This window comes from Streptomyces sp. NPDC025721 (assembly GCF_055558595.1).
Map to the genome: position 1 here is coordinate 17,889 of NZ_JBVHMF010000021.1, position 23,413 is coordinate 41,301.

General features: G+C 70.1%; 21 protein-coding genes. 17 read left to right on the plus strand and 4 right to left on the minus strand.

Features of this window, described 5'->3' with window-relative positions:
• Position 1: 1 nt before the first annotated feature.
• The 9 genes from ACZ4EF_RS25915 (at position 2) to uvrA (ending at position 13,512) form a co-directional block, all read left to right on the plus strand.
• Positions 2-1,489, plus strand: coding sequence for an APC family permease (locus ACZ4EF_RS25915; RefSeq protein ID WP_391047956.1), 1,488 nt, complete (start codon positions 2-4; stop codon positions 1,487-1,489).
• The gene (locus tag ACZ4EF_RS25920; protein WP_467506520.1) at positions 1,486-2,805 is read left to right on the plus strand and encodes an arginine deiminase; all 1,320 of its coding nucleotides are present in this window, start codon (positions 1,486-1,488) and stop codon (positions 2,803-2,805) included. Before ACZ4EF_RS25915 ends, ACZ4EF_RS25920 begins: the two co-directional genes overlap by 4 nt.
• 55 nt (positions 2,806-2,860) lie before the next feature.
• Positions 2,861-3,883 carry an ornithine carbamoyltransferase gene (argF, locus tag ACZ4EF_RS25925; protein WP_355335120.1) on the plus strand — a complete coding sequence of 341 codons (1,023 nt, stop codon included), beginning with the start codon at positions 2,861-2,863 and terminating at the stop codon, positions 3,881-3,883.
• Positions 3,876-4,853 (plus strand): carbamate kinase, encoded by a 978-nt coding sequence (locus ACZ4EF_RS25930; protein ID WP_467506521.1) that lies wholly within the window; start codon positions 3,876-3,878, stop codon positions 4,851-4,853. Before argF ends, ACZ4EF_RS25930 begins: the two co-directional genes overlap by 8 nt.
• Positions 4,854-4,993: 140 nt before the next feature.
• Positions 4,994-5,467 carry a universal stress protein gene (locus tag ACZ4EF_RS25935; RefSeq protein WP_467506522.1) on the plus strand — a complete coding sequence of 158 codons (474 nt, stop codon included), beginning with the start codon at positions 4,994-4,996 and terminating at the stop codon, positions 5,465-5,467.
• A gap of 1,461 nt (positions 5,468-6,928) precedes the next feature.
• Positions 6,929-8,140 (plus strand): hypothetical protein, encoded by a 1,212-nt coding sequence (locus ACZ4EF_RS25940; RefSeq protein WP_467506523.1) that lies wholly within the window; start codon positions 6,929-6,931, stop codon positions 8,138-8,140.
• 22 nt (positions 8,141-8,162) lie between these two features.
• Positions 8,163-8,645, plus strand: a complete 483-nt coding sequence (locus tag ACZ4EF_RS25945) for a hypothetical protein (protein WP_467506524.1) — start codon at positions 8,163-8,165, stop codon at positions 8,643-8,645.
• Positions 8,646-9,320: 675 nt separating this feature from the next.
• Positions 9,321-10,835, plus strand: coding sequence for an endo-1,4-beta-xylanase (locus ACZ4EF_RS25950; RefSeq protein WP_401307627.1), 1,515 nt, complete (start codon positions 9,321-9,323; stop codon positions 10,833-10,835).
• Between the two features lie 208 nt (positions 10,836-11,043).
• Positions 11,044-13,512 carry an excinuclease ABC subunit UvrA gene (uvrA, locus tag ACZ4EF_RS25955; RefSeq protein WP_467506525.1) on the plus strand — a complete coding sequence of 823 codons (2,469 nt, stop codon included), beginning with the start codon at positions 11,044-11,046 and terminating at the stop codon, positions 13,510-13,512.
• A gap of 30 nt (positions 13,513-13,542) precedes the next feature.
• Here the strand turns inward: uvrA and ACZ4EF_RS25960 are convergent, their stop codons facing one another.
• Complete coding sequence (locus ACZ4EF_RS25960) at positions 13,543-14,841, minus strand: amidohydrolase (RefSeq protein ID WP_467506526.1); 1,299 nt, start codon at positions 14,839-14,841, stop codon at positions 13,543-13,545.
• 394 nt (positions 14,842-15,235) lie between these two features.
• Here ACZ4EF_RS25960 and ACZ4EF_RS25965 point away from each other — a divergent pair, with 394 nt between their 5' ends.
• Positions 15,236-16,189 carry a DUF5996 family protein gene (locus ACZ4EF_RS25965; protein ID WP_467506527.1) on the plus strand — a complete coding sequence of 318 codons (954 nt, stop codon included), beginning with the start codon at positions 15,236-15,238 and terminating at the stop codon, positions 16,187-16,189.
• Positions 16,190-16,260: 71 nt separating this feature from the next.
• Here the strand turns inward: ACZ4EF_RS25965 and ACZ4EF_RS25970 are convergent, their stop codons facing one another.
• Both ACZ4EF_RS25970 and ACZ4EF_RS25975 read right to left on the minus strand, forming a co-directional pair.
• Positions 16,261-16,893, minus strand: coding sequence for an NADPH-dependent F420 reductase (locus tag ACZ4EF_RS25970; RefSeq protein WP_402713213.1), 633 nt, complete (start codon positions 16,891-16,893; stop codon positions 16,261-16,263).
• A 348-nt stretch (positions 16,894-17,241) separates the two neighbouring features.
• Positions 17,242-17,370 carry an LPFR motif small protein gene (locus tag ACZ4EF_RS25975; protein ID WP_355335140.1) on the minus strand — a complete coding sequence of 43 codons (129 nt, stop codon included), beginning with the start codon at positions 17,368-17,370 and terminating at the stop codon, positions 17,242-17,244.
• A gap of 227 nt (positions 17,371-17,597) precedes the next feature.
• Between ACZ4EF_RS25975 and ACZ4EF_RS25980 the strand changes: the two genes are divergently transcribed.
• The 7 genes from ACZ4EF_RS25980 to ACZ4EF_RS26010 all read left to right on the plus strand — a co-directional run bounded on the left by ACZ4EF_RS25980 (position 17,598) and on the right by ACZ4EF_RS26010 (position 22,879).
• Entirely contained in the window at positions 17,598-18,665 is a 1,068-nt protein-coding gene (locus ACZ4EF_RS25980; RefSeq protein ID WP_391162734.1) for an acyl-CoA dehydrogenase, read from the plus strand.
• Entirely contained in the window at positions 18,662-19,432 is a 771-nt protein-coding gene (locus ACZ4EF_RS25985; RefSeq protein ID WP_355335144.1) for a PIG-L deacetylase family protein, read from the plus strand. The genes ACZ4EF_RS25980 and ACZ4EF_RS25985 overlap by 4 nt, the downstream gene beginning before the upstream one ends.
• A gap of 44 nt (positions 19,433-19,476) precedes the next feature.
• Positions 19,477-20,064 carry a class I SAM-dependent methyltransferase gene (locus tag ACZ4EF_RS25990; protein ID WP_402713410.1) on the plus strand — a complete coding sequence of 196 codons (588 nt, stop codon included), beginning with the start codon at positions 19,477-19,479 and terminating at the stop codon, positions 20,062-20,064.
• On the plus strand, positions 20,061-20,783 hold the full coding sequence (locus ACZ4EF_RS25995) for a glycosyltransferase family 2 protein (RefSeq protein ID WP_401854547.1): 723 nt from the start codon (positions 20,061-20,063) through the stop codon (positions 20,781-20,783). Before ACZ4EF_RS25990 ends, ACZ4EF_RS25995 begins: the two co-directional genes overlap by 4 nt.
• Positions 20,784-21,047: 264 nt before the next feature.
• Positions 21,048-21,572, plus strand: coding sequence for a hypothetical protein (locus ACZ4EF_RS26000; RefSeq protein ID WP_467506528.1), 525 nt, complete (start codon positions 21,048-21,050; stop codon positions 21,570-21,572).
• Between the two features lie 238 nt (positions 21,573-21,810).
• The gene (locus tag ACZ4EF_RS26005) at positions 21,811-22,545 is read left to right on the plus strand and encodes an amino acid kinase family protein (RefSeq protein ID WP_467506529.1); all 735 of its coding nucleotides are present in this window, start codon (positions 21,811-21,813) and stop codon (positions 22,543-22,545) included.
• Positions 22,546-22,726: 181 nt separating this feature from the next.
• Positions 22,727-22,879, plus strand: a complete 153-nt coding sequence (locus ACZ4EF_RS26010; RefSeq protein WP_467506530.1) for a hypothetical protein — start codon at positions 22,727-22,729, stop codon at positions 22,877-22,879.
• A 96-nt stretch (positions 22,880-22,975) separates the two neighbouring features.
• Here the strand turns inward: ACZ4EF_RS26010 and ACZ4EF_RS26015 are convergent, their stop codons facing one another.
• Entirely contained in the window at positions 22,976-23,347 is a 372-nt protein-coding gene (locus tag ACZ4EF_RS26015) for a winged helix-turn-helix transcriptional regulator (RefSeq protein WP_355335155.1), read from the minus strand.
• Between the last annotated feature and the right edge of the window lie 66 nt (positions 23,348-23,413).

The window sequence follows — 23,413 nt, forward strand, 5'->3', positions numbered from 1 at the left end:
GTTGAGTACGCAGGTGCACGATGAGGCGTCCGGAGAAACCTCGCACCCGACGAGTACGCAGAAGACGGCGAAGAAGCGGCAGTTCGGACTGCCGACGGCCACCGCACTGGTCATCGGATCGGTGATCGGCACGGGAGTCTTCGCGCTGCCGAGTGCCTTGGCGCCGTACGGCCCGATCAGTCTGGTCGCGTTCGTCCTGGTCACCGTAGGCGCTCTGGCGCTGGCGTTCACCTTCGGGTCGCTGTCGAAGAGAGTGCCGGGTTCCGGCGGCCCGTATGTCTACGCCAGAGACGCCTTCGGGGACTTCGGCGGCTTCCTCAACGCGTGGTCCTACTGGATCACCGCTTGGGCCGGCAACGCCGCGATCGTCGTCGCGTGGGTCGGATACGTCGAGGTCTTCTGGAACACCGGGCACGCCAAGCTCTGGTCCGTCGTGATCGCCATGGCGGGTCTGTGGATACCCGCGGTCATCAATCTCTCCGGGGTGCGGAACATCGCCATCACGCAGAACGTCACGACCGTGCTCAAATTCATTCCCCTACTGTTCATGGCCACCGTCGGGCTGCTGTTCATCAAGGCCCACAACTTCGGGCCGCTCAACCCCACCGGCACCTCGGCGACCGCGGCGATCTCGGCCGCCGCGGCCATCGCGCTGTTCAGCTACATCGGCATCGAGACCGCCTCGGTGGTGGCCGGCCGCGTACGTGACCCTCGGCGCAATGTCGGACGGGCCACGGTGCTGGGCACCATCGGCTGCGCCGTGGTGTACATCCTGGGCACGGTCACCGTGTTCGGCACGGTGTCCAACGCCGCCCTGCAGAAGTCCACAGCACCGTTCACCGACTCGGCCGACGCCATCTTCGGCGGCCGTTGGGCCGGCCAGACCGTCGCCGTCGCGGCGATCGTCTCCGGCCTGGGCGCTCTGATCGGCTGGACCCTGGTCGTCGGCGAAATGCCCATGGCAGCCGCGAAGGACCGCCTGTTCCCGGCGGTGTTCGCCCGCGGCCGACGCGGCATACCCGCGTTCGGCATCATCAGCTCGACCTTCCTCGCCTCGGTCCTGACCGTGGTCAGCTACACGCGCTTCGAGAAGGTCTTCACCACGCTCGTCCTGCTCTCCGTGGTCACCGCCGTCATCCCCTATCTGTTCAGCGCGGCCGCGCAGTTGTACTGGCTCCTCACGCGCGGCCGGCAGACCCACTGGCAGCACCTGGTCCGCGACTGCGGAGTGTCCGCGGTCGCCCTCGTCTTCTCCTTCTGGTCGCTGGCCGGCAGCGGGTACCAGGCCGTCTACTACGGCCTGTTCTGCGTCCTGCTGGGCCTGCCCGTCTACATCTGGCTGAAGTCGGGGCGGGGCGAGTACGGCGAGAGCCTCGTCGTGCCCTTCGACAGCGCCGCCCTTCCCGAGGTCCCTGAGACCCCGGTGGGCAGTCGGCTCACCCCGGCACCCGCCACCCGCACCACCGACACCGGAGAGATCCCGTCATGACGCGACCGACACAAGCTGTTCCCGCCGCCGAGCGCCCCGCCGACCGAGCCGCCGGGAAAACCAGGTCGACCCGCACGCCGGGAGTCCACTCCGAAGTCGGCCAACTGCGTGAAGCCGTTGTCCACCGTCCCGGGCTGGAACTCAGCCGCCTGACTCCCGGCAACTGCGACCAACTGCTCTTCGACGACGTGCTGTGGGCTGCCAGAGCCCGCGAAGAACACGACGCGTTCACGCAGGCCCTCCGCGACCGCTTCGTCACCGTGCACCATTTCGACGTACTGCTCGCCGAAACACTGGCCCTCCCCGAGGCCCGGGCGTTCGTGCTGGACCGCGTCTGCACGCCCGAGCAGGTCGGACCCACCCTGGCAGCCCCGTTGCGGGCGCTCGCCGACGACACCGACTCCGCGACACTGGCCGAGCTGCTCATCGGGGGCGTCACTCGCACGGACCTGTCACCGCTGCGGGTACGCAGCCTGCGCTGGCAGACCCTGGACCCCGACGACTTCGTACTGGCGCCCTTGCCCAACACGCTCTTCCAACGCGACAACTCCGCCTGGATATACGGCGGCGTCACCATCAACCCGATGGCCAAGTCCGCCCGGCAGCGCGAATCGCTGCACAGCAGGGCTGTGTACGACTTCCATCCGCTCTTCGCCGACCGCGCGTTTCCCCGCTACTACGGAGACGACGACAGCAATCACCAGCCGGCCACCTTGGAAGGCGGTGACATCCACGTCCTGGGGCGAGGCGCCGTCCTGATCGGAATGGGTGAGCGCTCCACCCCCATGGGCGTGGAAATCCTGGCCCGAGAGCTCTTCCGGACCGGTCAGGCCACCACCGTCATCGCCGTGCAGCTCCCGAAGTCCCACGCGTTCATGCACCTGGACACCGTCCTGACCATGATCGACACGGACACCTTCGTCCGCTACCCCAACCTCGACCCGAAGGACATGCGCACCTGGGTGATCGAGCCTGCCGACCCGCACGAGGTCGTCGAGCACGACACCGCGGCGCTGCACGTGGAGCAGCGCGACGACCTCTTCGCCACCATCGCCGACGCCTTGGGCATCGAGAAACTACGCGTCCTGTCCGCCGAGGAGGACGCGCGAGCCGCCGAGCGAGAGCAGTGGGACGACGCCAACAACTTCCTCACCATCGCCCCCGGCATCGTCGTCGGCTACGAACGCAACACCGTCACCAACAGCATGCTGCGCGACAACGGCATCGAGGTCATCAGCATCCCCGGCAGCGAGCTGGGCCGAGGCCGCGGCGGAGCCCGGTGCATGACCTGTCCCACTCAGCGCGACGGCATCTGAACCGCCTCCGCCCCGCCCGCACGCCGCCGTACCGCTCAGAAACGAGGTCCGCCCCATGACGACGACCACCGCCCCGACCACCGCCTTTCGGCATCCCGGTTCGCTCCTGAAGGAGACCGACCTCGACAAGCAGCAGTTCCTCGCGCTGATCACGCGCGCGGCGCAGCTCAAGCGCGACAGGGCCGGCGGCACCGAACGGCCCGCGCTGACAGGCCGGAACATCGCGCTGGTCTTCGAGAAGAGCTCCACCCGCACCCGCTGCGCATTCGAGGTCGCCGCACACCAGCAAGGCGCCCATGTCACCTACCTCGGGCCCGAGGGCTCCCACATCGGTCGTGAGGAGTCGGTACGCGACACGGCGCGGGTGCTGGGCCGGATGTTCGACGGCATAGAGTTCCGCGGTTTCGCCCAGGACACCGTGGAGCAGCTCGCCGACCATGCCGGCGTCCCCGTATGGAACGGGCTCACCGACTCCTGGCACCCGACCCAGACGCTGGCCGACGTGCTCACCATGACCGAGCACCACCCCGGCCCCATGTGGCAGATCGCGTACTGCTTCCTCGGGGACGGCCGCAACAACGTCGCCCGTTCGCTTCTCGTCACCGGCGCCCTGCTGGGCATGGATGTGCGGATCGCGGCGCCGCGCGAACTGTGGCCCCCCGACGACGTCATCGCCACCGCCCGGAACCTCGCCACGAACAGTGGCGCGCGCGTCCTGGTGACCGAGGACGTCGAGCAGGCCACAGCGGGCGCCGACTTCGTCTACACCGATGTGTGGGTCAGCATGGGCGAGTCCGACGAGCAGTGGAAGACGCGCATTCCGCTGCTCCTGCCGTACCGCGTCACCGAGAAGGTCCTGCTCGGCTCCGGCAAGCCCGACACCAAGTTCCTGCACTGCCTGCCCTCGGTCCACGACAGCAGCACACCACTCGGTCAGCGCCTCAACGACCAGTACGGGCTCACCGGCGCCGAGGTCACCGACGAGGTCTTCGAATCCGCTCGATCGATCGTCTTCGACCAGGCGGAGAACCGCCTGCACACCATCAAGGCCGTCCTCGTCGCCGCGCTGGGTGACTGAGGTGCGCATCGTCGTCGCCCTCGGCGGCAACGCGCTCCTGCGTCGTGGCGAGAAGCCCGATGCCGCGCTCCAGATCGGTCACATCCGCGCCGCGGCTGAGGCCCTCGCCCCGCTCGCCGCCGAGAACGAACTGGTCATCTGCCACGGAAACGGACCGCAGGTCGGCATGCTCGCGCTCGAAAGCGAGAGCGACACCTCGTTGACGCGCCCCTACCCGCTGGACGTACTCGTCGCCCAGACCCAGGGAATGATCGGCTACTGGCTGGTCCAGGAACTGCGCAACGCCGGAGTGACCAAGCCGATCCTCAGCATCGTGACCCAAACGGTCGTGGACGCGGAGGACCCGGCCTTCGCCAGACCGACGAAGTTCGTCGGACCGGTCTACGACCAGCCGCAGGCCCGCCTGCTCGCCGAACTCCACGGCTGGGACATCGCCCCCGACGGCGGACGCTGGCGACGCGTCGTGTCCTCGCCCCACCCGCAGCGCGTCCTCGAACAGGGCACCATCACCCACTTGCTCAGGCAGCAGTCCGTGATCATCTGCGGTGGCGGCGGCGGAGTACCGGTCGCCGAAGACGACGCCGGACGGATCCACGGCGTGGAGGCCGTCGTCGACAAGGACTTCACCGCGGCGCTGATCGCCATCAAGGTGAACGCCGACCGGCTGCTCGTCCTCACGGACGTGCCGGGCGTGATGGAACACTTCGGCACACCCCAGGCGATGCTGCGCAGGCGGATCAATGTGGACGACATGAGCCGGATATCCGTCCCTGACGGCTCCATGGGCCCCAAACTCACCGCCTGCGCCCGATTCGTCACCGCGACCGGCCGGAAAGCGGCCATCGGCTCGCTGTCCCAGGCCGCCGCGGTCCTGAACGGCAGCGCCGGGACCACCATCACCGAACACCGGCTCGGACAAGTGGACGCGCGCTCCCGAAACGGTGGCCGACGCGCCTCGGTGGACGGGTGACTCGAAGGAAGAGCGGACGGTCGGCTGAGACCGAACAAAGGGCATGGCCCGCACAATTCGAGCTTGAGGTCCGAGCTTGATACCCGAGCTTGAGATCCGAACGCAAACGATCAGCAGGAGTTCCGATGAAAGATTTGCCCGTGGACCAGACCGACCGGATCGTCGTGGGAGTGGACGGCTCCGCCGGGTCCGAGGCCGCGCTGCACTGGGCGATGGAGTACGCCCGACAGGTGGGGGCGTCGCTCTCGGCGGTCGCCGCATGGCAATACCCCAGTATGTACGGATACTCCTGGGGCTACCTGCCGTCCATGCCCGACGGCGGAAACTTCGCCATTTCGGCCGAGAAATGCCTGGAAGAAACCGTCGCGCGCGTCGTGAAGAACCAGAACGGCAGCACGGTCCAGGTGGCAACCCACTCGGTGGAGGGGCACCCGGCACAAGCCCTCACTGACGCCGCACGCGACGCCCGGCTGCTGGTGGTGGGAACCCGGGGACACGGCACCTTCGCCGGCGTCCTGCTCGGTTCCGTCAGCCAGCACTGCGTCCAACACGCGTCCTGCCCCGTCGTAGTCGTTCCGCAGCCGGTCGCGACCAGCGACCCGGCCGACGAATGACCTCGCAGGAAGCAGGTGATCCCGCCTCGATCAATCACACACCCGTCGGATTCCCCGACATACCCTCGCGGTAAGGCTTCGCCCTAGCGCGACCCCGGCCCGGTTCTCGCATTGACATCGCGTGTCACGGCTCAGCCGACCGCCGCGCCGCAACCTCGCGCCGGGTGACAGTTGTCGCGATCGGTCGCAGGCGCCGGAGCGCGGCGACGCCGGTGAGCCGACTGCGGAGTTCGAACGCTCGCGCAAATCCCGGGAGCACGGGTGCAGCGCGGGCGGTGGATGAGCGGGGTGAGCCCGCCGGGGCCCGGTGGGCGGCCGGACGATTCGGTCTGGGTGAAGCGGCTGACGGTGGGGTCGTCGTACCGGGCGCCCATCTCGTTCAGGCCGGTGGGGTCGTAGCGGTAGTTGCCGGCACTGTCGGTGAGGGCGACGTCGGAGCCTTCCGCGTCGGTGAGGAGTCCCCCGACTGTCTTGTGGTGTGGTCTCCGCTCCCGCTGCCAAACCGATTCCGCTACCTCGGCGTCGACGGTTGGCCCGTTGATCCTTCGGTTCGGGGATGGTGTGCCTTGATCTGGCGAAGTGCGTCGCCGATCTCGCCCACAGCCTGCGCTCACGTGGTGTCGCCGTCATGACGGACGACCAGAGCGCACCGAGGCACCGCACGGACGGGGGCCAGCAATTTTAGCCGCTCAGATGTGGATTTGTCCGATGCTGTGCGTGATCTCGCCCAGTGCACGATTGGCTGGCCGACGAGCCAGTCAGTGCGAGTCGCCATTCGAGGCCGGAAGAGTACGAACAACCTGCGTCTACTGACAGCACCGGCGACCCCGCGGCTGCAGCGGTCGGCCTTCGGGGTTGGCGATCTTCGCAAAATGTTGGTCAGGCAGAAGCTGTCGGCACTGAGGCCCGATGCGGCATTTTCTTTCCATCCAACATTAATGTACCTAAGCGAAATCAGAGCATTACTTTCAGGTATTTCCTAAGTGGGGCGAAAGACGCAAAACTCCCGAAGTGCCAGCGCCTTGGCGCGCCAAGGAACGTGCGCCTCCCCGAGTGCGGCGCGCTGCGGTGGGCGACTGCGACCCTCGGCCCACGAGCGACCCGTTGATCATGCATATGCCAGCAAGGTACGTTCCGGGCCCGGCTCCGCACTGGCAGGGCCAGGGGGTTTCCGAGGGGGATATACGCATGCTCAAAAGTCATAGACCTGCGGTGGCGGCCGTGCTTGCCACGGTGGTTGCGGGCTCGCTGGTGTGGGTGTCCGGGGTAGGAACCGCACCGGCCGCATACGCGGCGTGCACCAACACATCGCCGGGAGGCGGCGGGTGTGGCAGCACGCCCACACCCAACCCGAGCGACACAGTCAACAAGCCGACCGGCACGGTGCCAGCACCGTCGGGCGGCCCGACGGTGACGCCGTCACCCGATCCCACGACGCAGGTCCTGTCAGGACCTGCAACTGTGCGGGGAAGCTTCACCACCGGTTCGGGTGCGCCACTGGGCGGTGCGCCGGTACGGCTGACGGCGGTGGACTCCGTGCCTGCGGACGGCACCTCCGCGGCCCCGACGGTGATAGGCACCGCGACCACGGCATCGGACGGCACCTGGTCCTTCACCCTTCCGGCCACGCTGCCGGCCGCTGTGCAGGCTCTGGCGGATGCCAACGGCGGGGTGCTGGCGCTGGAGGCGGACGTCAGCGGGACCGCGGCCGACGGGACGGTGCTGGCAGGTTCGGACTACGTTGACGCCGGTGTGGCCACCGGAGCAGCGACCACTGACGGCTCGGTCGCGGCCCGGCAGGAGAGCCCCGACACCGTCGCGATCCACCCCGACACCGGCACCGCCGCTGTTGCGCCTGCCACCATGCCCGACGGCGACCCCGGAACACAGGACAGCACCCCGGTGCCCGAGCAGGATCCGCAACTGCCTGCCTGGCAGGCAGTCGACGGTTCGTCGAGCACCGGCTACAACCCCGACGTTGTCGGCGGCGTGAACTACGCCAACGCCATCCCCGCAGTGGCGAACTGCGGAGTTAAGGACCGTGTCCTGGGCACCTCCATCCAGTACACCACTGTCGGCGAAGCACACGCGTACTACGACGCCACCGCCGCATTCGAGTACAGCACCACCTTGTCCAGCACCTGGGGCGTGGCCACCAGCATCGACGGCAAGTACTGGTCGGTGAAGGGCAAGATCTCCCGCAAGAGCACCATGGGGCGGGCAACCGGTTTCGCTGGCAAGGGCCCGTACTGGGCCCAGCAGTTCCGGGTCCCGATCCAGTACCAGGAGCGCGACCACGAGCTGCTGTGCCCCAACGGCCGGACCGTCCACAACTACTCGATCGTCCCGATCAAGTACATGGTGCCCTCTGGCGGGGCGGTCAGCGCCTTCGGCAGTGACGTGCGCAGCCACGACGGCTACAACGCCTACTCCAAGTCCAAGGCGGCCAACAGGGCGAGGTTGAGCCCGGGGGCGTATTACACCGTCAGCGCCGGCACATCGGTCACCTACAGTTTCGCGGTGAAGGTCTTCAACGTCGAACTCAGCCTCGACACCGACTTCAACAAGAATCACTTCCAGAAGATCACGGCAGGAAACGGCCCCCAGGAACACGACATCTGGGGTGCCAAAGGACCGGTCTGGAGCAACCCCGGTGTCCTCTACTCCTTCTAAAGCGCTTACCGCCGCGGCAGCAGTGCTGCTGGCGGCGGCCTGCGCCACCGGCACCAGCGGACCCCGCACAGGCACGGCGCTGCAGGGCGGCGGTCCCGCCATGTTCGGCACCTCCGGCTACCCCCACGCCAAGCCCGGCGTCACCTACTACTTTGCTTTCCCGCTGCTGAGGAACACCAGCAAGAAGCCCGTAACACTCGTGGCCTTCACCGCTGAATCGGTTCCGCCGCAGGTCAAAGTCCTCGGCTACCCGGTCTACTCGGTCAACGACACCGACGGATACCTGCTGGAGGGCAAGGACTCAGACTTCGCAAAAAAGCCTGACTACGCAAAGAAGCCACTGACCATCAAGGCCGGTGCGACCAGCCCCTACTACGCGACAATCCGCGTCCAGGCCAGCGGGAAGCTCGCCCACCACATCAAGGGCTGCGACATCACGTACCAGCAGAATGACCACACCTACCACCAGCGCTTTCCCTGCGACTACGCACTCGACATGCCCTGACACCGCACGACAGCCGGGCCCGGCACGCGACACGACCCCGCGCGCCGGGCCCGACCACGAGCCGGATCCAGTGGCGGCGTACCCGCCGGGGTGGCTCGACCACGACCGGTACGAGTCCCAGGCCCAAGCACGGGAGCGCCAAGAGAACGCGGAGCACCGCGCCCAGGTGCTCGTCCAGATCGGCCCCACATTGGCGGACGCCGCGCCGCACGTCAGAAGGTTGTGGTCCGAACGGGCGCTTGTCGAACATCCCCGTGTACGTGGCCAGGTTGGACCGGGGAGTCCGGCCGATGGGCGTACTCCCCCAAGAAGCTCGGCTCCTTCTCGACCGGCAGCAAACGGTGCCCGGCCACCATTTTGGGGAAGTGCTGTGAGCGCTAACAAGCTGGTGCAACGCACCGGACTCTGCCGGGATTGACATCACCACCGCCCCATGGGATCGAAACTTTCGGTGCCTCGGACGTGCTCAGAAGCCGTCCAGCTATCACCCTGACCAGCAATAGTTTCCGAAACTTCTCCGAAAGTGTTGACACGTTTCGCGGGCGTTTCCACACTGAGTCCCCGAGGCGACGGCCCTGCCGACTCGGTGGAGCCGGAACGGTCGACGCCTACGAATCCGCGGGCGTGTCCCGCGTGTCCCCCCACGTTCTGTGAATCGGTTACGGAGGCTCTGCGATGAGCACAAAGGCCATACCCCCACCCCCGCCCGGGACCCGACGACGGCTCAGCCGTGTCCACCGGGCCGTCGTCGCCGTCGCGACCGGCTCGGTCGTGGCGGCCACGGCGGTCCTGGTGGCGGCGGCTCCCTCGGGCGCCGCCGCGACGTCCCTCGGCGCGGCAGCCGCGCAGAGCGGGCGGTACTTCGGCACCGCCATCTCCTCGGGCAAGCTCGGCGACTCGGCCTACACGACGATCGCCGACCGCGAGTTCAACATGGTGACGGCCGAGAACGAGATGAAGATCGACGCCACCGAGCCCCAGCAGGGCCAGTTCAACTTCAACGGCGGCGATCAGGTCTACAACTGGGCCGTACAACACGGCAAGCAGGTACGCGGCCACACCTTGGCCTGGCACAGCCAGCAGCCGGGCTGGATGCAGTCCCTCAGCGGCAGCGCGCTGCGCCAGGCGATGATCAACCACATCAACGGCGTGGTTGGTCACTACAAGGGCAAGCTCGCGCAGTGGGACGTGGTGAACGAGGCGTTCGCCGACGGCGGTTCCGGTGGACGACGCGACTCCAACCTCCAGCGCACCGGCAACGACTGGATCGAGGTCGCCTTTCGGACGGCGCGGGCGGCCGATCCGAACGTGAAGCTCTGTTACAACGACTACAACATCGAGAACTGGAACGACGCCAAGACGCAGGGCGTCTACAACATGGTCAAGGACTTCAAGGCTCGCGGCGTTCCGATCGACTGCGTCGGCTTCCAGTCCCACTTCAACAGCGGCAGCCCGTACAACAGCAACTTCCGTACCACGCTCCAGAGCTTCGCCGCTCTCGGCGTCGACGTGGCCATCACCGAGCTGGACGTCCAGGGCGCGTCGCCGACCACGTACGCCAACATCACCAACGACTGCCTGGCGGTCTCGCGTTGCCTCGGCATGACGGTATGGGGCGTCCGGGACAGTGACTCGTGGCGCAGCCAGGACACGCCGTTGCTGTTCGACAACAGCGGCAACAAGAAGGCGGCGTACACAGCCGTCCTGAACGCTCTCAACGCGGCCGGAGGTGGCACGACCACGCCTCCCACCACACCTCCGACCACGCCCCCGACCACTCCTCCCACGACCCCGCCGGGCGGCGGAAGCAACGGTCAGATCAAGGGGACGGGTTCGGGGCGGTGCCTGGATGTGCCCAACTCCACGACGACCGACGGCACGCAGGTCCAGTTGTGGGACTGCTCCGGCGGCAGCAACCAGAAATGGACCTTGACGTCGGACGGCGAACTCAAATCCCTCGGCAAGTGCCTGGACGCGGCCGGCACCAGCAACGGCGTCAAGGCGCAGATCTACTCCTGCTGGGGCGGCGCCAACCAGAAGTGGCGCCTGAACTCCGACGGCTCCATCGCCAGCACCCAGTCGGGACTCTGCCTGGACGCGGTCGGCACCGGGACCGCCAACGGCACCCAGATCCAGATGTACTCCTGCTCCGGCGGCAGCAACCAGAAATGGACATGGGCCGGCAACTGACCGCGCCCCACTTCATCCGATGAGGTGAGGGACGTCTTCCGGCGCCATGGGGCCGCGCCGGAAGACGTCCCGTCGCGTGGAGAGACGGGCCCGCGCGGCGCCCGGAGCATGGTCGCCGAAGGGGCCATTCGTGATCCGCCGGACAGAACCTAGGCCCGGTGGCGGCGCCTGTCGCGCGGATGCGGGCGCGATCGGGTAGTCAGGAACAGTGGACAAGGACGCGACCGACCCCTTCGTGCATGTCCGGGGCGCCAGTGAGAACAATCTGCGGAACATCGATGTCGACGTTCCGCGGGACGCGATGGTCGCCTTCACCGGCGTCTCCGGTTCGGGCAAGTCCTCGCTCGCGTTCGGCACCCTCTACGCGGAGGCCCAGCGGCGCTACTTCGAGTCCGTGGCACCGTACGCCCGAAGGCTGTTGCAACAGGTCGGCGCTCCGCATGTGCGGGAAATCACCGGACTGCCACCGGCCGTCGCCCTGCAGCAGCGACGCGGCTCCCCCAGCTCGCGCTCGACGGTCGGCACCATCACGACGCTGTCCAATCTGCTGCGCATGCTGTACTCCCGCGCCGGCACCTACCCGCCGGGGGCCGCGCGGCTGGAGGCCGAGTCCTTCTCACCCAACACCGCGGCAGGCGCCTGCCCGCAGTGCCACGGACTGGGCGTCGTGCACGACGTCGCCGAGGACCTGCTGGTCCCGGACCCCTCGCTGAGCATCCGCGAGGGGGCGATCGCCGCCTGGCCGGGCGCCTGGCAGGGCGCCAACCTGCGCAGTGTCGTGAGCGGCCTGGGGATCGACATCGACCGGCCGTGGCGCAGGCTCAGGAAGAAGGACCGGGACTGGCTGCTGTACACGGACGAGCAGCCCTCCGTGTACATCCAGCCGCAGGAGGACCGCGTCGACTACGGCTACCAGGGCACGTTCTGGAGCGCGCGCAAGCACGTCATGCACGTCCTCGCCGACTCCAAGAGCGACAAGATGCGCGAACGGGCGCTCCGGTTCGTCAGGAGTGTGCCCTGCCCCGAGTGCCACGGCAGCGGACTGCGGCCCGAGGCAATCGCGGTGACCTTCGCCGGACGTTCCATCGCCGAGATCAACGCGATGCCGCTCACCGAGGTCGTGGCGCTGCTGCGGCCCGTCGTGGGGCGGTCCGAGGCCGACGCCACCACGTCGACCGCCCGGTCCGGGGAGACGACCGAGGCCGCGGTCCGGATCTGCGGCGATCTCGTCGCGCGGATCGACGTACTGCTCGACCTGGGCCTGGGATATCTCAGCCTCGGGCGCCGCTCGACGACCCTGTCGCCCGGCGAGGCGCAGCGCCTGCGGATCGCCACCCAACTGCGCTCGGGGCTGTTCGGCGTCGTCTACGTCCTCGACGAGCCCTCCGCCGGGCTGCACCCGGCCGACGCGGAACCGCTGCTGGACGTGCTGGACCGCCTCAAGGCGGCGGGCAATTCGCTGTTCGTCGTGGAGCACGACATGGACGTCGTGCGGCGGGCGGACTGGGTGGTGGACATCGGCCCCGGCGCGGGTGAGGGCGGCGGACGCGTGCTGTACAGCGGCCCGGTCGCCGGTCTTGAGCGGGTCGCGGAGTCGGCCACGAGCCAGTACCTGTTCGGGCGCGCCCAGTCGCTCGAGCACCGCCCGCGCACACCGCACGGCTGGCTGCGTCTGAGCGGCGTCTCACGCCACAATCTGCGCGATGTGTCGGTCGACGTGCCGCTGTGCGTGCTGACGGCGGTGACGGGTGTGTCCGGTTCCGGGAAGTCGACGCTGGTGACGCAGGTGCTCGCCGAGGTCGTCCGCGGCCACCTCGGGCTCGTACCCGAGGAGCCCGACGAGGCGGAGCTGGAGGTCGACGTCCAGGACGCGTCGGGGGTCGAGTCGTTCGACCGGCTGGTCCGGGTCGACCAGCGGCCCATCGGCCGGACTCCCCGGTCCAACCTGGCCACGTACACGGGGATGTTCGACGCGGTGCGCAGGCTGTACGCGGGGACGGAGGAGGCCAGGGCGCGCGGCTACTCGGCCGGGCGGTTCTCCTTCAACGTGCCCGAAGGGCGGTGCGAGACGTGCCAGGGCGAGGGATTCGTCGCGGTGGAACTGCTGTTCCTGCCCGGCACCTACGCGCCGTGCCCGACCTGCCGGGGCGCCCGCTACAACGCCGAGACGCTGGAAGTCACCTACCGCGGCAAGAACATCGCGCAAGTGCTGGGAATGTCCGTCGACGACGCCGCCGGGTTCCTGTCCGCCGTCCCGGCCGCCTCCCGCAGTCTGGAGACGTTGCGCGAGGTGGGACTCGGGTACCTGCGGCTGGGGCAGCCCGCGACGGAACTCAGCGGTGGCGAGGCGCAACGCATCAAACTGGCCACCGAATTGCAGCGGGCCCGCCGCGGGCACGCGCTCTACCTGCTCGACGAGCCGACGGCGGGGCTGCACCCCTCGGACATCGCGCTGCTGCTACGACAGCTGCACCGGCTCGTGGACGCCGGCAACACGGTCGTCCTCGTCGAGCACGACCTCGACACGATCGCCACCGCCGACTGGGTCATCGACCTCGGACCGGGCGGCGGCGACGCGGGCGGGCGGGTGGTCGCGGCGGGCCCGCCGGACAAGGTGGCGAAGGCCCGCGGCAGCGCCACCGCGCCCTACCTCGCGGCCCGCCTCGCGCGCTCCTGACGACGGCGCGAAGCGCTGACCACCGACGCTTCAGCCGCGTCGGTGCTCGGGGCGGGCGAGCCGGGTCAGGGAGGCGACGACCAGGGCTTGCACGCCGGTGTCCAAGGTGGGCTGAAGGACCGGGGCGAAGCGGGCGCTGTGGTTGACGGGGATGTCCTGGGCGACGGTGCCGCGCCGCTCGGCCGCACGGTAGGCGTCGGGGTCGGTGCAGCCGATGCCCCAGTAGGTGTACGGGGTGCCGAAGGCGTCAGGGACGCGGCTGAAGTCCTCGCTGGCGCTCTGCAACGCGCTGGTACGGGCCCGCTCGCCGAAGTAGGCGGTGAACGCGGCGGAGACGTCGGCGGTGACGGCCTCGTCGTTGACGGTCGGCGGGAAGCGGCCGCCCTCTTCGTACTGCGGGTCCCGGGTCGCGCGGGAGGCGTCGCACTCGGCTGTGACGATGCGCCGCACGGCGGCCAGGACGGCTTCACGGGTGCCTTCGTCGTAGGTGCGCACATTGAGCTGGATCTCGGCCGTGTCCGGGATCACGTTGCCGGTCGTACCGGCGTGGACGGAACCCACGGTCAGCACGGCGGGCTCGGTCGCGGCCAGCTCTCGGGAGACGATCGTCTGAAGGCGGACCACGATCATCGATGCCATGACCACCGGGTCGATCGCGGCCTGGGGAGCGGAGCCGTGGGCACCCCGGCCGTGGACGGTGATCTTCAGATTGTCCGCCGCCGAGAGGAACGACCCGGAGCGGGTGCCCAGGGTCCCGGCGGGATAGGGCAGTACGTGCTGGGCGAACGCCACGTCCGGGCGGGGGACGCGGTCGGCGAGACCGTCGGCGAGCATGCGGTCGGCGCCGTCCCCGGGTTCCTCCGCGGGCTGGAACAGGGCGACGAGCGTGCCCTGCCACGACGTCGGGGAGGCCGCCATCAGCCTGGCCGCGCCCAGCAGACAGGTGACGTGCATGTCGTGGCCGCAGGCGTGGGCCACGGGGACGTCCCTGCCGGACGCGTCCGTGGCGGTGGCCGTGCTGGCGTACGGGAGACCGGTGTCCTCCCGGACCGGCAGCGCGTCCATGTCGGCCCGCAGCAGGACGACCGGCCCGTCGCCGTTGGCGAGCACGCCGACCACGCCGGTGCCGCCGACACCCGCGTGCACCTTGTAGCCCCACTCCGTCAGGCGCTCGGCCACCCGGGCCGCGGTCCTGTGCTCCTGGTGGCCCAGCTCGGGATGGGCGTGCAGGTCCCGGTAGACGTCCTCCAGCTCGGAACGGATTTCCGGCAGTCCGGCCAGGACGACGTCCGCGGGAGCCGCCGTACCGGTGGAATCGTCGATCGCCACAGCCGCCAGCTCCTCGCCGATGGGGGTTGCCCGGATGGTCGACCAGCTGGTCGACCAGCTCGATGACCCGACGGTAACCCGGCCCCTGCCGTGCTGCCTGACCTGGCATTCGTGATCACCGCTGCCGGGTGAGCCGGGGCCGCCCGCCGCCCGCGTACCCGCACCGGCCGCCTTCCCCCTTCCGCGGGCGCGCCACGACGCGCGGACGGCCGTGTACGCACGCGTCGGCTCGGCGTCGATCAGACCGTGATCGGGCGGGAAGGGCCGTGACCGAGCGGGCAGGGCCGTGACCCGCGTGCGAAAATGGCCCTACGATCGCGCCACGATCCGCAAGCCCACGCGATCCACGACGCATCCCTTCTGCCGACCCGATCGACGCACTGGGAGGCTCTCGGTGAGCGCACGTCGCAATGGATGGCCGACGCTGGTCCACGAGGACATGGCGGCCATGGTCGGATACGTCAACCGGGTGGTGCAGGTCGCGGGCAAGTACACCCTCGACGAGCCCTTCGAAGTCGGCTGGGGAAACGTCGTCCTCGACGTCACTCCCCGCGGGCTCAGGACGCCGACGTTCCGGCGGCGAGGGGTGACCTTCGCGGTGCACTACCGCCTGCTCGACGGTGACGTGGTCGTCGAGGCCGACGCGGGCTCGCGGACGGTGCCCTTGTCGGACGGATCAGTCGCCGCGTTCTACGCGGCGTTCCGCGACGCGGCGGCCGAGCTGGGCATAACCCGGCCGCGTACCTCGCTGATCTGCGAGATTCCGGATTGCGAGCCGACCTTCGAGGACGATCACGTCGAACGCGCCTGGGATCCCGGCGTCGCCCGGCTGATGTGGCAAGCGCTGAACCTCGCCGCCGGCGGGCTCGAAACGTGGCAGGCGCCCTTCCTCGGGCACCGCCCCCGGGTCGGGGTGATGTGGGGCGGCTTCGACCTGTCCGCGACACGGCACCGGGCGCGGCCCACCGAGCCGCCGCCCGATCGTCCGGCGTTCATGCAGAACGCCCAGCTCCGGGAGTACGTGGCGGTGGGATTCTCCTTCGGGGACGCCACAGCGCCCGGCGCCGGTATGTACGCCTACATCTGGCCTCAGCCGGACGGCCTCGACGGCCGGTCCTGGGGTGTCGACGGGGCGGTCTGGAATCCCGACGCCGGTCTGGTTCTCCTGCCGTGGGACAGGCTCGGGGAGACGGCCGACCCGCACCAGGCCATCGTGACGTTCGGTGACGCCGTCTACGACGCCGCCGTCGGGCTGTCGGGCTGGCCGTCCGACCTCATCGGGCCCCGCGTCGACGGCTGGTACATGAGCCGGACGCGGCCGGACGCCGTCCGGGGCCTGCGCCCCTGAACCGAGCTGGTTCGGCCGGCTGAGACGCGAGCACCCGGGCAGCCCTTCGCGGCGGACATGATGGGGACACCTCAGGATTCGGGAATGATCTTGATCGCGCTGGACCACTTCAGTCCGAGCCGGTCCTGGAGCGTCATGTGCAGGAACTGGAACGCCTCCAATTCCAGGGCGCGGCGCAGCGGTCCGGCGTCGAGGGGGCGCAGGCCGCCGCTCGTGACGAATTCGGTGACGGTCGCCCGTGCGTCGTCGTCATCCGTGGCGATGAACACGTCCAGAGGCTGACCGGCCACTTCGCCGGCCACGAGCGTGGTCGCGAACGTCGTGTTGAACGCCTTGACGAAGCGGGCCTGCGGAGCCTCGGCCGCGACGAGGCTGACTGCGGTCACGCCGGGCGGGGTGACGAGCGAGTCGAAGGTGGAGAAGTCGACGGGGTTGCAGATGTCCACGACGACCTTGCCCGCGAGGGCCCGGGCGTGTTCACGGGCCACCGTCTTCGCCGCTTCGAACGGCAGGGCGAGCACGGTGATGTCCGCGCCGTCCAGCGCGTCGAAGTCCGCGCCGCTCGCGTCCGCGCCGAGGTCGGCGGCGAGGGCGTCCGCCTTGGCCCGGTTGCTGTCCACGAGACGGACCCGGTGGCCGCCCGCGAGGGCGCGGGTGGCGATGCCGCGGGCCATGTTGCCCGCACCGACGATCGTGATCTGCATGGCTGACTCCTTCATCCGTCAAGGCCGACGAGGGCCGCGACCGAGCGCCCGGAGAGGGGTATACGGCTGGCACCGTCCGGCTCCGTGCTCGGGGCGCGCGATGACCGGCTCATCACGGTCGAGTGCGGCCAGAGCACACCGGGCCATACGCACCCCGCCGGCACCGGTCGCGGCCGAGGCGACGCTGCTCCGGTCCCGCCATGGTGCGGCGCCCTATGAAAAGCCCAGCTCAGGACGGTCCCGAGAACGTCGGCGACTCTGTCATCCTGCGGGAAGCGGCGGACGCCCGCATCCGGAGCGGTGACCCGAGACAAGCCCCCGCGGCGCGACGCCAGGGTGCCCGATGTGTCAGTGGTGACCGTGGGCTGTGTCGGACGCTCCGCCGAACAGGCGGCCCACGGCCCGGAACGGCAGGGACACCACCGTGGCGACAGCGCTGCCGATCTTTCCGAGTACATCTGCGATGGCCTTGAACATGGCTCACCCTCCTTCGGTACGCGGTGCGGTTGTCCGGCACCGCGTGTGGAGCCTCACCTGGTCCCCTACCCGGATAGCGGCCGCCCATGGGCTCTCCCGCTCGTTCTCATGGGAACTGTCCGCGCGACCGTGTAGGACGGCCCCCGCGGGGCATCCGGATGCGTACGCCACTGTCCCGGGTGAGGCTGTGAATGCGTACGAGTCGTCACCGAGGGAGGCCACCACACATGCGGAGCACCACGCGGCAGGACGGGCCCGCCACCGCTCCACCGGCGACCGCTCCTGATCCGGCGGCCCACGACGCGGCGACGGGTCTTCCCGTCGCGGCGGCGGCCCGGGAGTCGGCGGAGCGTTTCGCGGAGCTGGTGGCCGCTCTGACGTCGGGAGCGCTGGACTGCCCGTTGCCGGGCTCGGGTCGTACGGCGGAGCGCTTCGCCGTCCTCACCTCGGTGGCCGAGCGGGATCTGTGCGCGGCCCGGCTCTTCGAAGGACACGTGGACGCGGCGGCGATCCTGGCGGAACTGGACGCGCCGCCGCCCCGGCCGGGAGAGCGGTGGGGCGTGTGGGCGGCCGAACCGCCGGGCGAAGGACTGCACGCCACCCGTGACCGCGACGGCTGGGTGCTGACCGGGCTCAAGCAGTACTGCTCGGGAGCCCACAGCTGCACCCACGCGCTGGTCACCGCGGCGACGGAGCGGGGAAAGCGGCTGTTCGCGGTACGGACGGGGGTGGCCGACGGCTGCCGCCCGGTGCCGGGCACCTGGCAGGCCGTCGGGATGGCCGGGAGCGACACCCCTGACGTGCGCTTCGACCATGTGCCCGGTGTGCCGGTCGGCGACGTCGGCGGCTATCTGAAGCGGCCGGGGTTCCAGCACGGCGGTATCGGCGTGGCCGCCTGCTGGTACGGCGGGGCCCGCGCCGTCGCCGACGTTCTGCTGCGCGCCGCCGCCGATCGCGGCCCCGACCCGCACACCGACGCGCACATGGGCGCGGTCGACATGCTGCTCCATGCCGCGGCGGCCGTACTGAAGCAGGCCGCAGCGGAGATCGACGGCGATCCGTCCGACACCGGCGGCACCGCGCGGATGCGGAGCCTGCGCACCCGCGCGTTCGTCGAGTCCGTGTGCGCGGATGTCCTCACCCACGTGGGACGGGCCACCGGCGCCGGTCCGCTGTGCCACGACGAACGCCACGCCCGGAACACCGCCGACCTGACCGTGTACATCCGCCAACACCACGCCGAGCGCAACCTCGCCGAACTGGGCGGCCTCGCCGCCCGCAAGGAGCCGTCGTGAGCGAGCAACCAGGCCCGTCGCCCGCATACGCCAACCCCATCCAGGCGCCGGGCACCGACGAGGCGCTCTGGCGGGACTGGGACGGCTGGCGCGCGCTTCCCGAGCTGCGGCTGCCCGAGGCGGGCAGGGTGGTCGTGGTGGCCGCGCATCCCGATGACGAAGTGCTGGGCGCCGGCGGGACGATGGCGATGCTGGCGGACGCGGGGACCGCCCTCACCGTGGTCTCCGTCACCGACGGGGAACAGTCGCACGCCGACAGCAAAGCCGTCACGCCCCAGCGGCTGACACAACTGCGCGCCGAAGAACTCCGCCAGGCCCTCGCGGCGTTGGGCACGGGCACGGCCCACGTCGTCCGGTTGCAAGTGCCGGACACCCGGGTGGCCTTCCACGAGGACGAGATCGTCAAGGCACTCGTCCCGGTGCTGGAGGGCGCCGCGTTGTGCCTCGCGCCGTGGATCGGCGACGTCCACGGTGACCATGAAGCCGCAGGACGGGCCGCGCTCGCCGCCGCCGCTCAGGCGTCCGTGCCCTGCCTGATGTACCCCGTGTGGATGTGGCACTGGGCGCACCCCGGCGACCCGCGTGTCCCGTGGCCTTCCGCGCACCGGGTCACCCTGCCCGCGGACGTCCAGGCCCGCAAGCGCGCCGCCGTCGCCCGGTTCGCCACCCAGGTCGAGCCCATCGGCCCCGCGCCGGAGGACGCCGCGGTCCTGCCGCCCGACGAGGTGGCCCACCACCTCCGCGCGCACGAGGTGATGTTCCAGTGAGCCGGACGAACGCGGCGAGTACGCCCGCCGCCTACTTCGAGACGATGTACGGCGGGGGCGAGGACCCCTGGCACCTCGCCGAACGCTGGTACGAGCGGCGCAAGTACGACATCACCGTGGCCGCGCTCCCCCTGCCGCGCTACCGCCGTGCCTTCGAACCCGCCTGCTCGGTCGGTGAGTTGACTCGCCGACTCGCGACCCGTTGCGACGAGGTACTCGCCTGCGACCGGGTCGCGTCCGCCGTGGCGACCACGCGGCAACGTACCGCCGCAGCAGAGAATGTGACGGTACGTCAGCTCACGCTGCCCGACGAGTGGCCGGACGGCTCCTTCGATCTGATCGTGCTGTCCGAAGTGCTCTATTACTTCGCCGCTCCCGATCTCGACAGGCTTCTGGACCGGGCCCGGACGGCGTTGGAGCCCGGCGGGCATCTCGTCACCGTGCATTGGAACCACCCGGTGCCCGAACACCTGTGGACGGGCACCGAGATCGCGGACCGCGTGACCGGCCTGCCCGGGCTGTCACTGCTCGCCGATCACCGCGAGGCCGACTTCGTCCTCCAGGTCCACGGCCGTGACCTGGCCGACGGGAGCAGCCCGCCCGGTCCCGCCGAGCGCGAGGGTCTGGTGTGAGGGTCGAGGCCATCGCCGTCGTCATCCCGGCGCACAACGAGGAGGCGCTCCTGCCCGCCGCGCTGGAGGCGGTCGCGGCTGCCGCGCGCCACCCCGCACTCGCCGCCGTGCGGATTCGCACGGTCGTCGTCGCGGACTCCTGCCGTGACGGCACGGCCCGGATCGCGCACCGGGCCGGAGCCCTCGTGGTGCCGGTCGGTTTCCGCAGTCCGGGCCGGGCGCGCGCCGAGGGCGCCGAGCACGCGCTGGCGGAGATCGCCGTCCCGCACGAGCGGGTGTGGCTCGCCACCACAGACGCCGACAGCGCCGTACCCCCGCACTGGCTGGCACACCACAGCGCTCTCGCCCGTGACGGGTGGGACGCGGTGGTCGGCACCGTGACCGTGCCGACGGCGACCGCCCTCACCGTCCGGCACCAGCTCAGCTACGAAGCCACCCGTCCGACCGACGGCGCCCACTGGCACCACCCCCATGTCCACGGCGCCAACCTGGGCCTGAGTGCCAGCGCCTACCGCGATGTGGGCGGGTTCCCGCCGCTCGACGTCGGCGAGGACCACGCACTGGTCGCCGCGCTGGTCGGCCGCGGTCATCGCGTCCTGCGCACCTCGGCCGCCCCTGTCATGACCTCGCCCCGTCTGCACGGCCGCGCCCGCGGCGGCTTCGCGGACTTCCTCGCCGCGCAGGCCGAACACACCGCCCGCAGCGAACCGGCGAGCTGACCGGCGCGGCGTATCGGCCAAGGGGTACGTGGAACCAGCGACGACCGACACCGCTGGCACCCGCGACAGCGCGGGGACCTCTCACCGCCACGCCATCGGGTGACGCGGCTCAGCCAGCCGGGTGACAGCGGCCACCGCGGGCTGCCGCCGGGCGGGCCGGTGCTCCAGGATCGGTGCCGCCGCCGTCTCCGGCGGGCCGCGCGTCGACCGCGCGCCCGTGACGCGCGATCAGATCGACCACGGCTGTTCGAGGAGTCCCACCCCATGCGTTCACGCGTCATCGCCATCATTGCCGCCGCTGCCGCCGCCACCGCGGCACTCGCGCAACCCGCCCACGCCGCCCCGCTCGTCGACGGGGTCTACCGTTTCGCGGCCCTCAAGGACGGCATGTGCCTGACCTGGCCCAAAACGAAGGCGCGCATCGGCATGGTGGCGCTGGGCGCCTGCACGGACACCGCCTCCACCTCGGCGAACTGGCAGGTACGCCAACGCCCCAACGGAACCATGGAGGTCTCCACACCGGACTCCGACCCGCGCACCTGCCTGGGCCTGACGACGGACTACCACGTGAAGGTCACCGACGCCTGCTCCGACAAGTACGCCGAGTGGACCGTCTCCTACGGCTCCGCAGGTCCTGGCAGCGTCGTCTGGGCCGACATCGAGCACACCCCCAGCGACCACTCCAACTCGTGGGGGAAACTCGTCGACAGCCCCGACGTCACCGGCCGCATCGTGGTGCGGCAAGCCCCCATCGACCCGCACTACTGGGCTTTGCAGCCGGCCGGCTGAGACCTGTCCCGCACCGGCTGTCCACCGGGGCCCGGCCGGCAAGGCGCTGCCGCCTTCCTGCGACGGACGCTGCTACGGCCGCAGGGCCGTCAGGCGCCGACCGGGCGGGGCCGACCGGCACCCGTCTCGGGCCCTTGGGCCCCACGACACCCGGCCGTGCGCGCGGGAGCGTGGACAGGGCGGGACGCCACGGCGATACGCGCCCTCGGGAGTCCCGCCCCTCCCGAGGAGCGTCCGTATGCGCATCATCGTCAGCATCGACACCGACACCCTCGTCGGCGATGACGGTCTCGATCCGGCCGCCGCGTCGCTGGCCGAACTCCTCCGGGCCGGCCACGAGGTCGTCATCGTCCACGGCGCTCCCGCCGAGACCCAGACCGTCACCGGATCGCGTCTGGTACGCGCGCTGGACTCCGTGCTCGTCGGCCGTACCGTGGTCGCGCTCCTGACCCACGCCCAGGTCGGCGCCCACGACCCGCAGGTGAGCGTGCCGGACCGGCCCCGCGTACGCCCGCAGGCCGTTCCCGAGGCTCAGGTCGTCCGGGAACTGCTGGCCGACGGCACCGTGGTGGTCTGCGGCGGCGGCATCCCCGTCCTACGGGAACGCGGCACCGCGCGCCTGCGGACCGTACCGGTGACGGTGGACCCGGATCGGACGGCGGCGCTGCTGGCCGTCGAACTGGACGCGGACATCCTGCTGTTCCTCACCGGCGCCACGCACCTGTTCGCCGCGGGAGGACACGGCCGCCCCAGGCCGCTGCTGCGGCTGACCCCCGACGAACTGTCCGGCGTACGTCTGCCCGAGGCCGTGATCACCCGCGCCGCGATCGCCGCCGACTTCGTCACCCGCACCGGCGGCGTCGCGGCGATCGGCCCGGTCGACAACGCCCTGGGCATCCTCCTCGGCACCACCGGAACCCAGATCCGCCCCGCACCCGCTTCGGTCAGGGAAACCGCGCCGTCATCCGACTGATCACCGGCACTATCGGCCGTTTCGACTCCCCCGCCGAAAACCGTCCGCTCCCCCATCTTCCGCCGGTCCGGCTCCGGCACGAACGGGTGGTGTACGCCAGGATGCGGGGCACGCAGGACCGCATGGCCGACACCATCACCTCGTTCGCGGGCACGATGGGCTTCGTCTCTCTGCACGCGGCATGTTCGAGACGAATCTGCGCTCGGAGGTGTGGTCGGCGCACATCGGCAGAGCCCTCGGCCTGGACCCCGAACAGATCGAGGGCGAGGTCCGGGCGGCCCTTGCCGACAGCCGCACCCGAATGAGCACGGGAGGACGCGCCGCGGGCCCATAGGCCCCGACGAAGCGCACCGGGCCGAAGAACCAGCGGTACGGCCGCAGGGCGGCTCACCGTGCCCGAGACGAGGTCATGATCTGTGCCGGACAGCCCTCAGCCGTGGGAGATCTCGGCCACCTCGACCACTTCGGAGCCTTCGCGACGCATCCGTTCGCTCCCCCAGACGCCGAGCGGCCCGAGCGCTTGATTGAGCGTGCGCCCGTGCTCGGTCAGGGAGTACTCCACCCGCGGCGGCACCTCGGCGAAGACCTTCCGGTGCACCAGTCCGTCCTCCTCCATCTCGCGCAGGTGCTGCGTCAGCATCTTCTCGCTCACTCCGGGCAGGCCGCGACGGAGCTCGGCGAAGCGGCGCACACGATGGGCGTCAAGTTCCCAGAGGATGAGTCCCTTCCACTTGCCGCTCACCACGTCGAGCGCGGCGTCGATGCCGCAGATGTAAGGCCCGCACCTCGGCGCCCTCGCCATCACTGATCCCCTTACTAAAAGGTAAGTACCGCAGAAAATAGTGGGTACTTCCCAGATTAGTGGCCC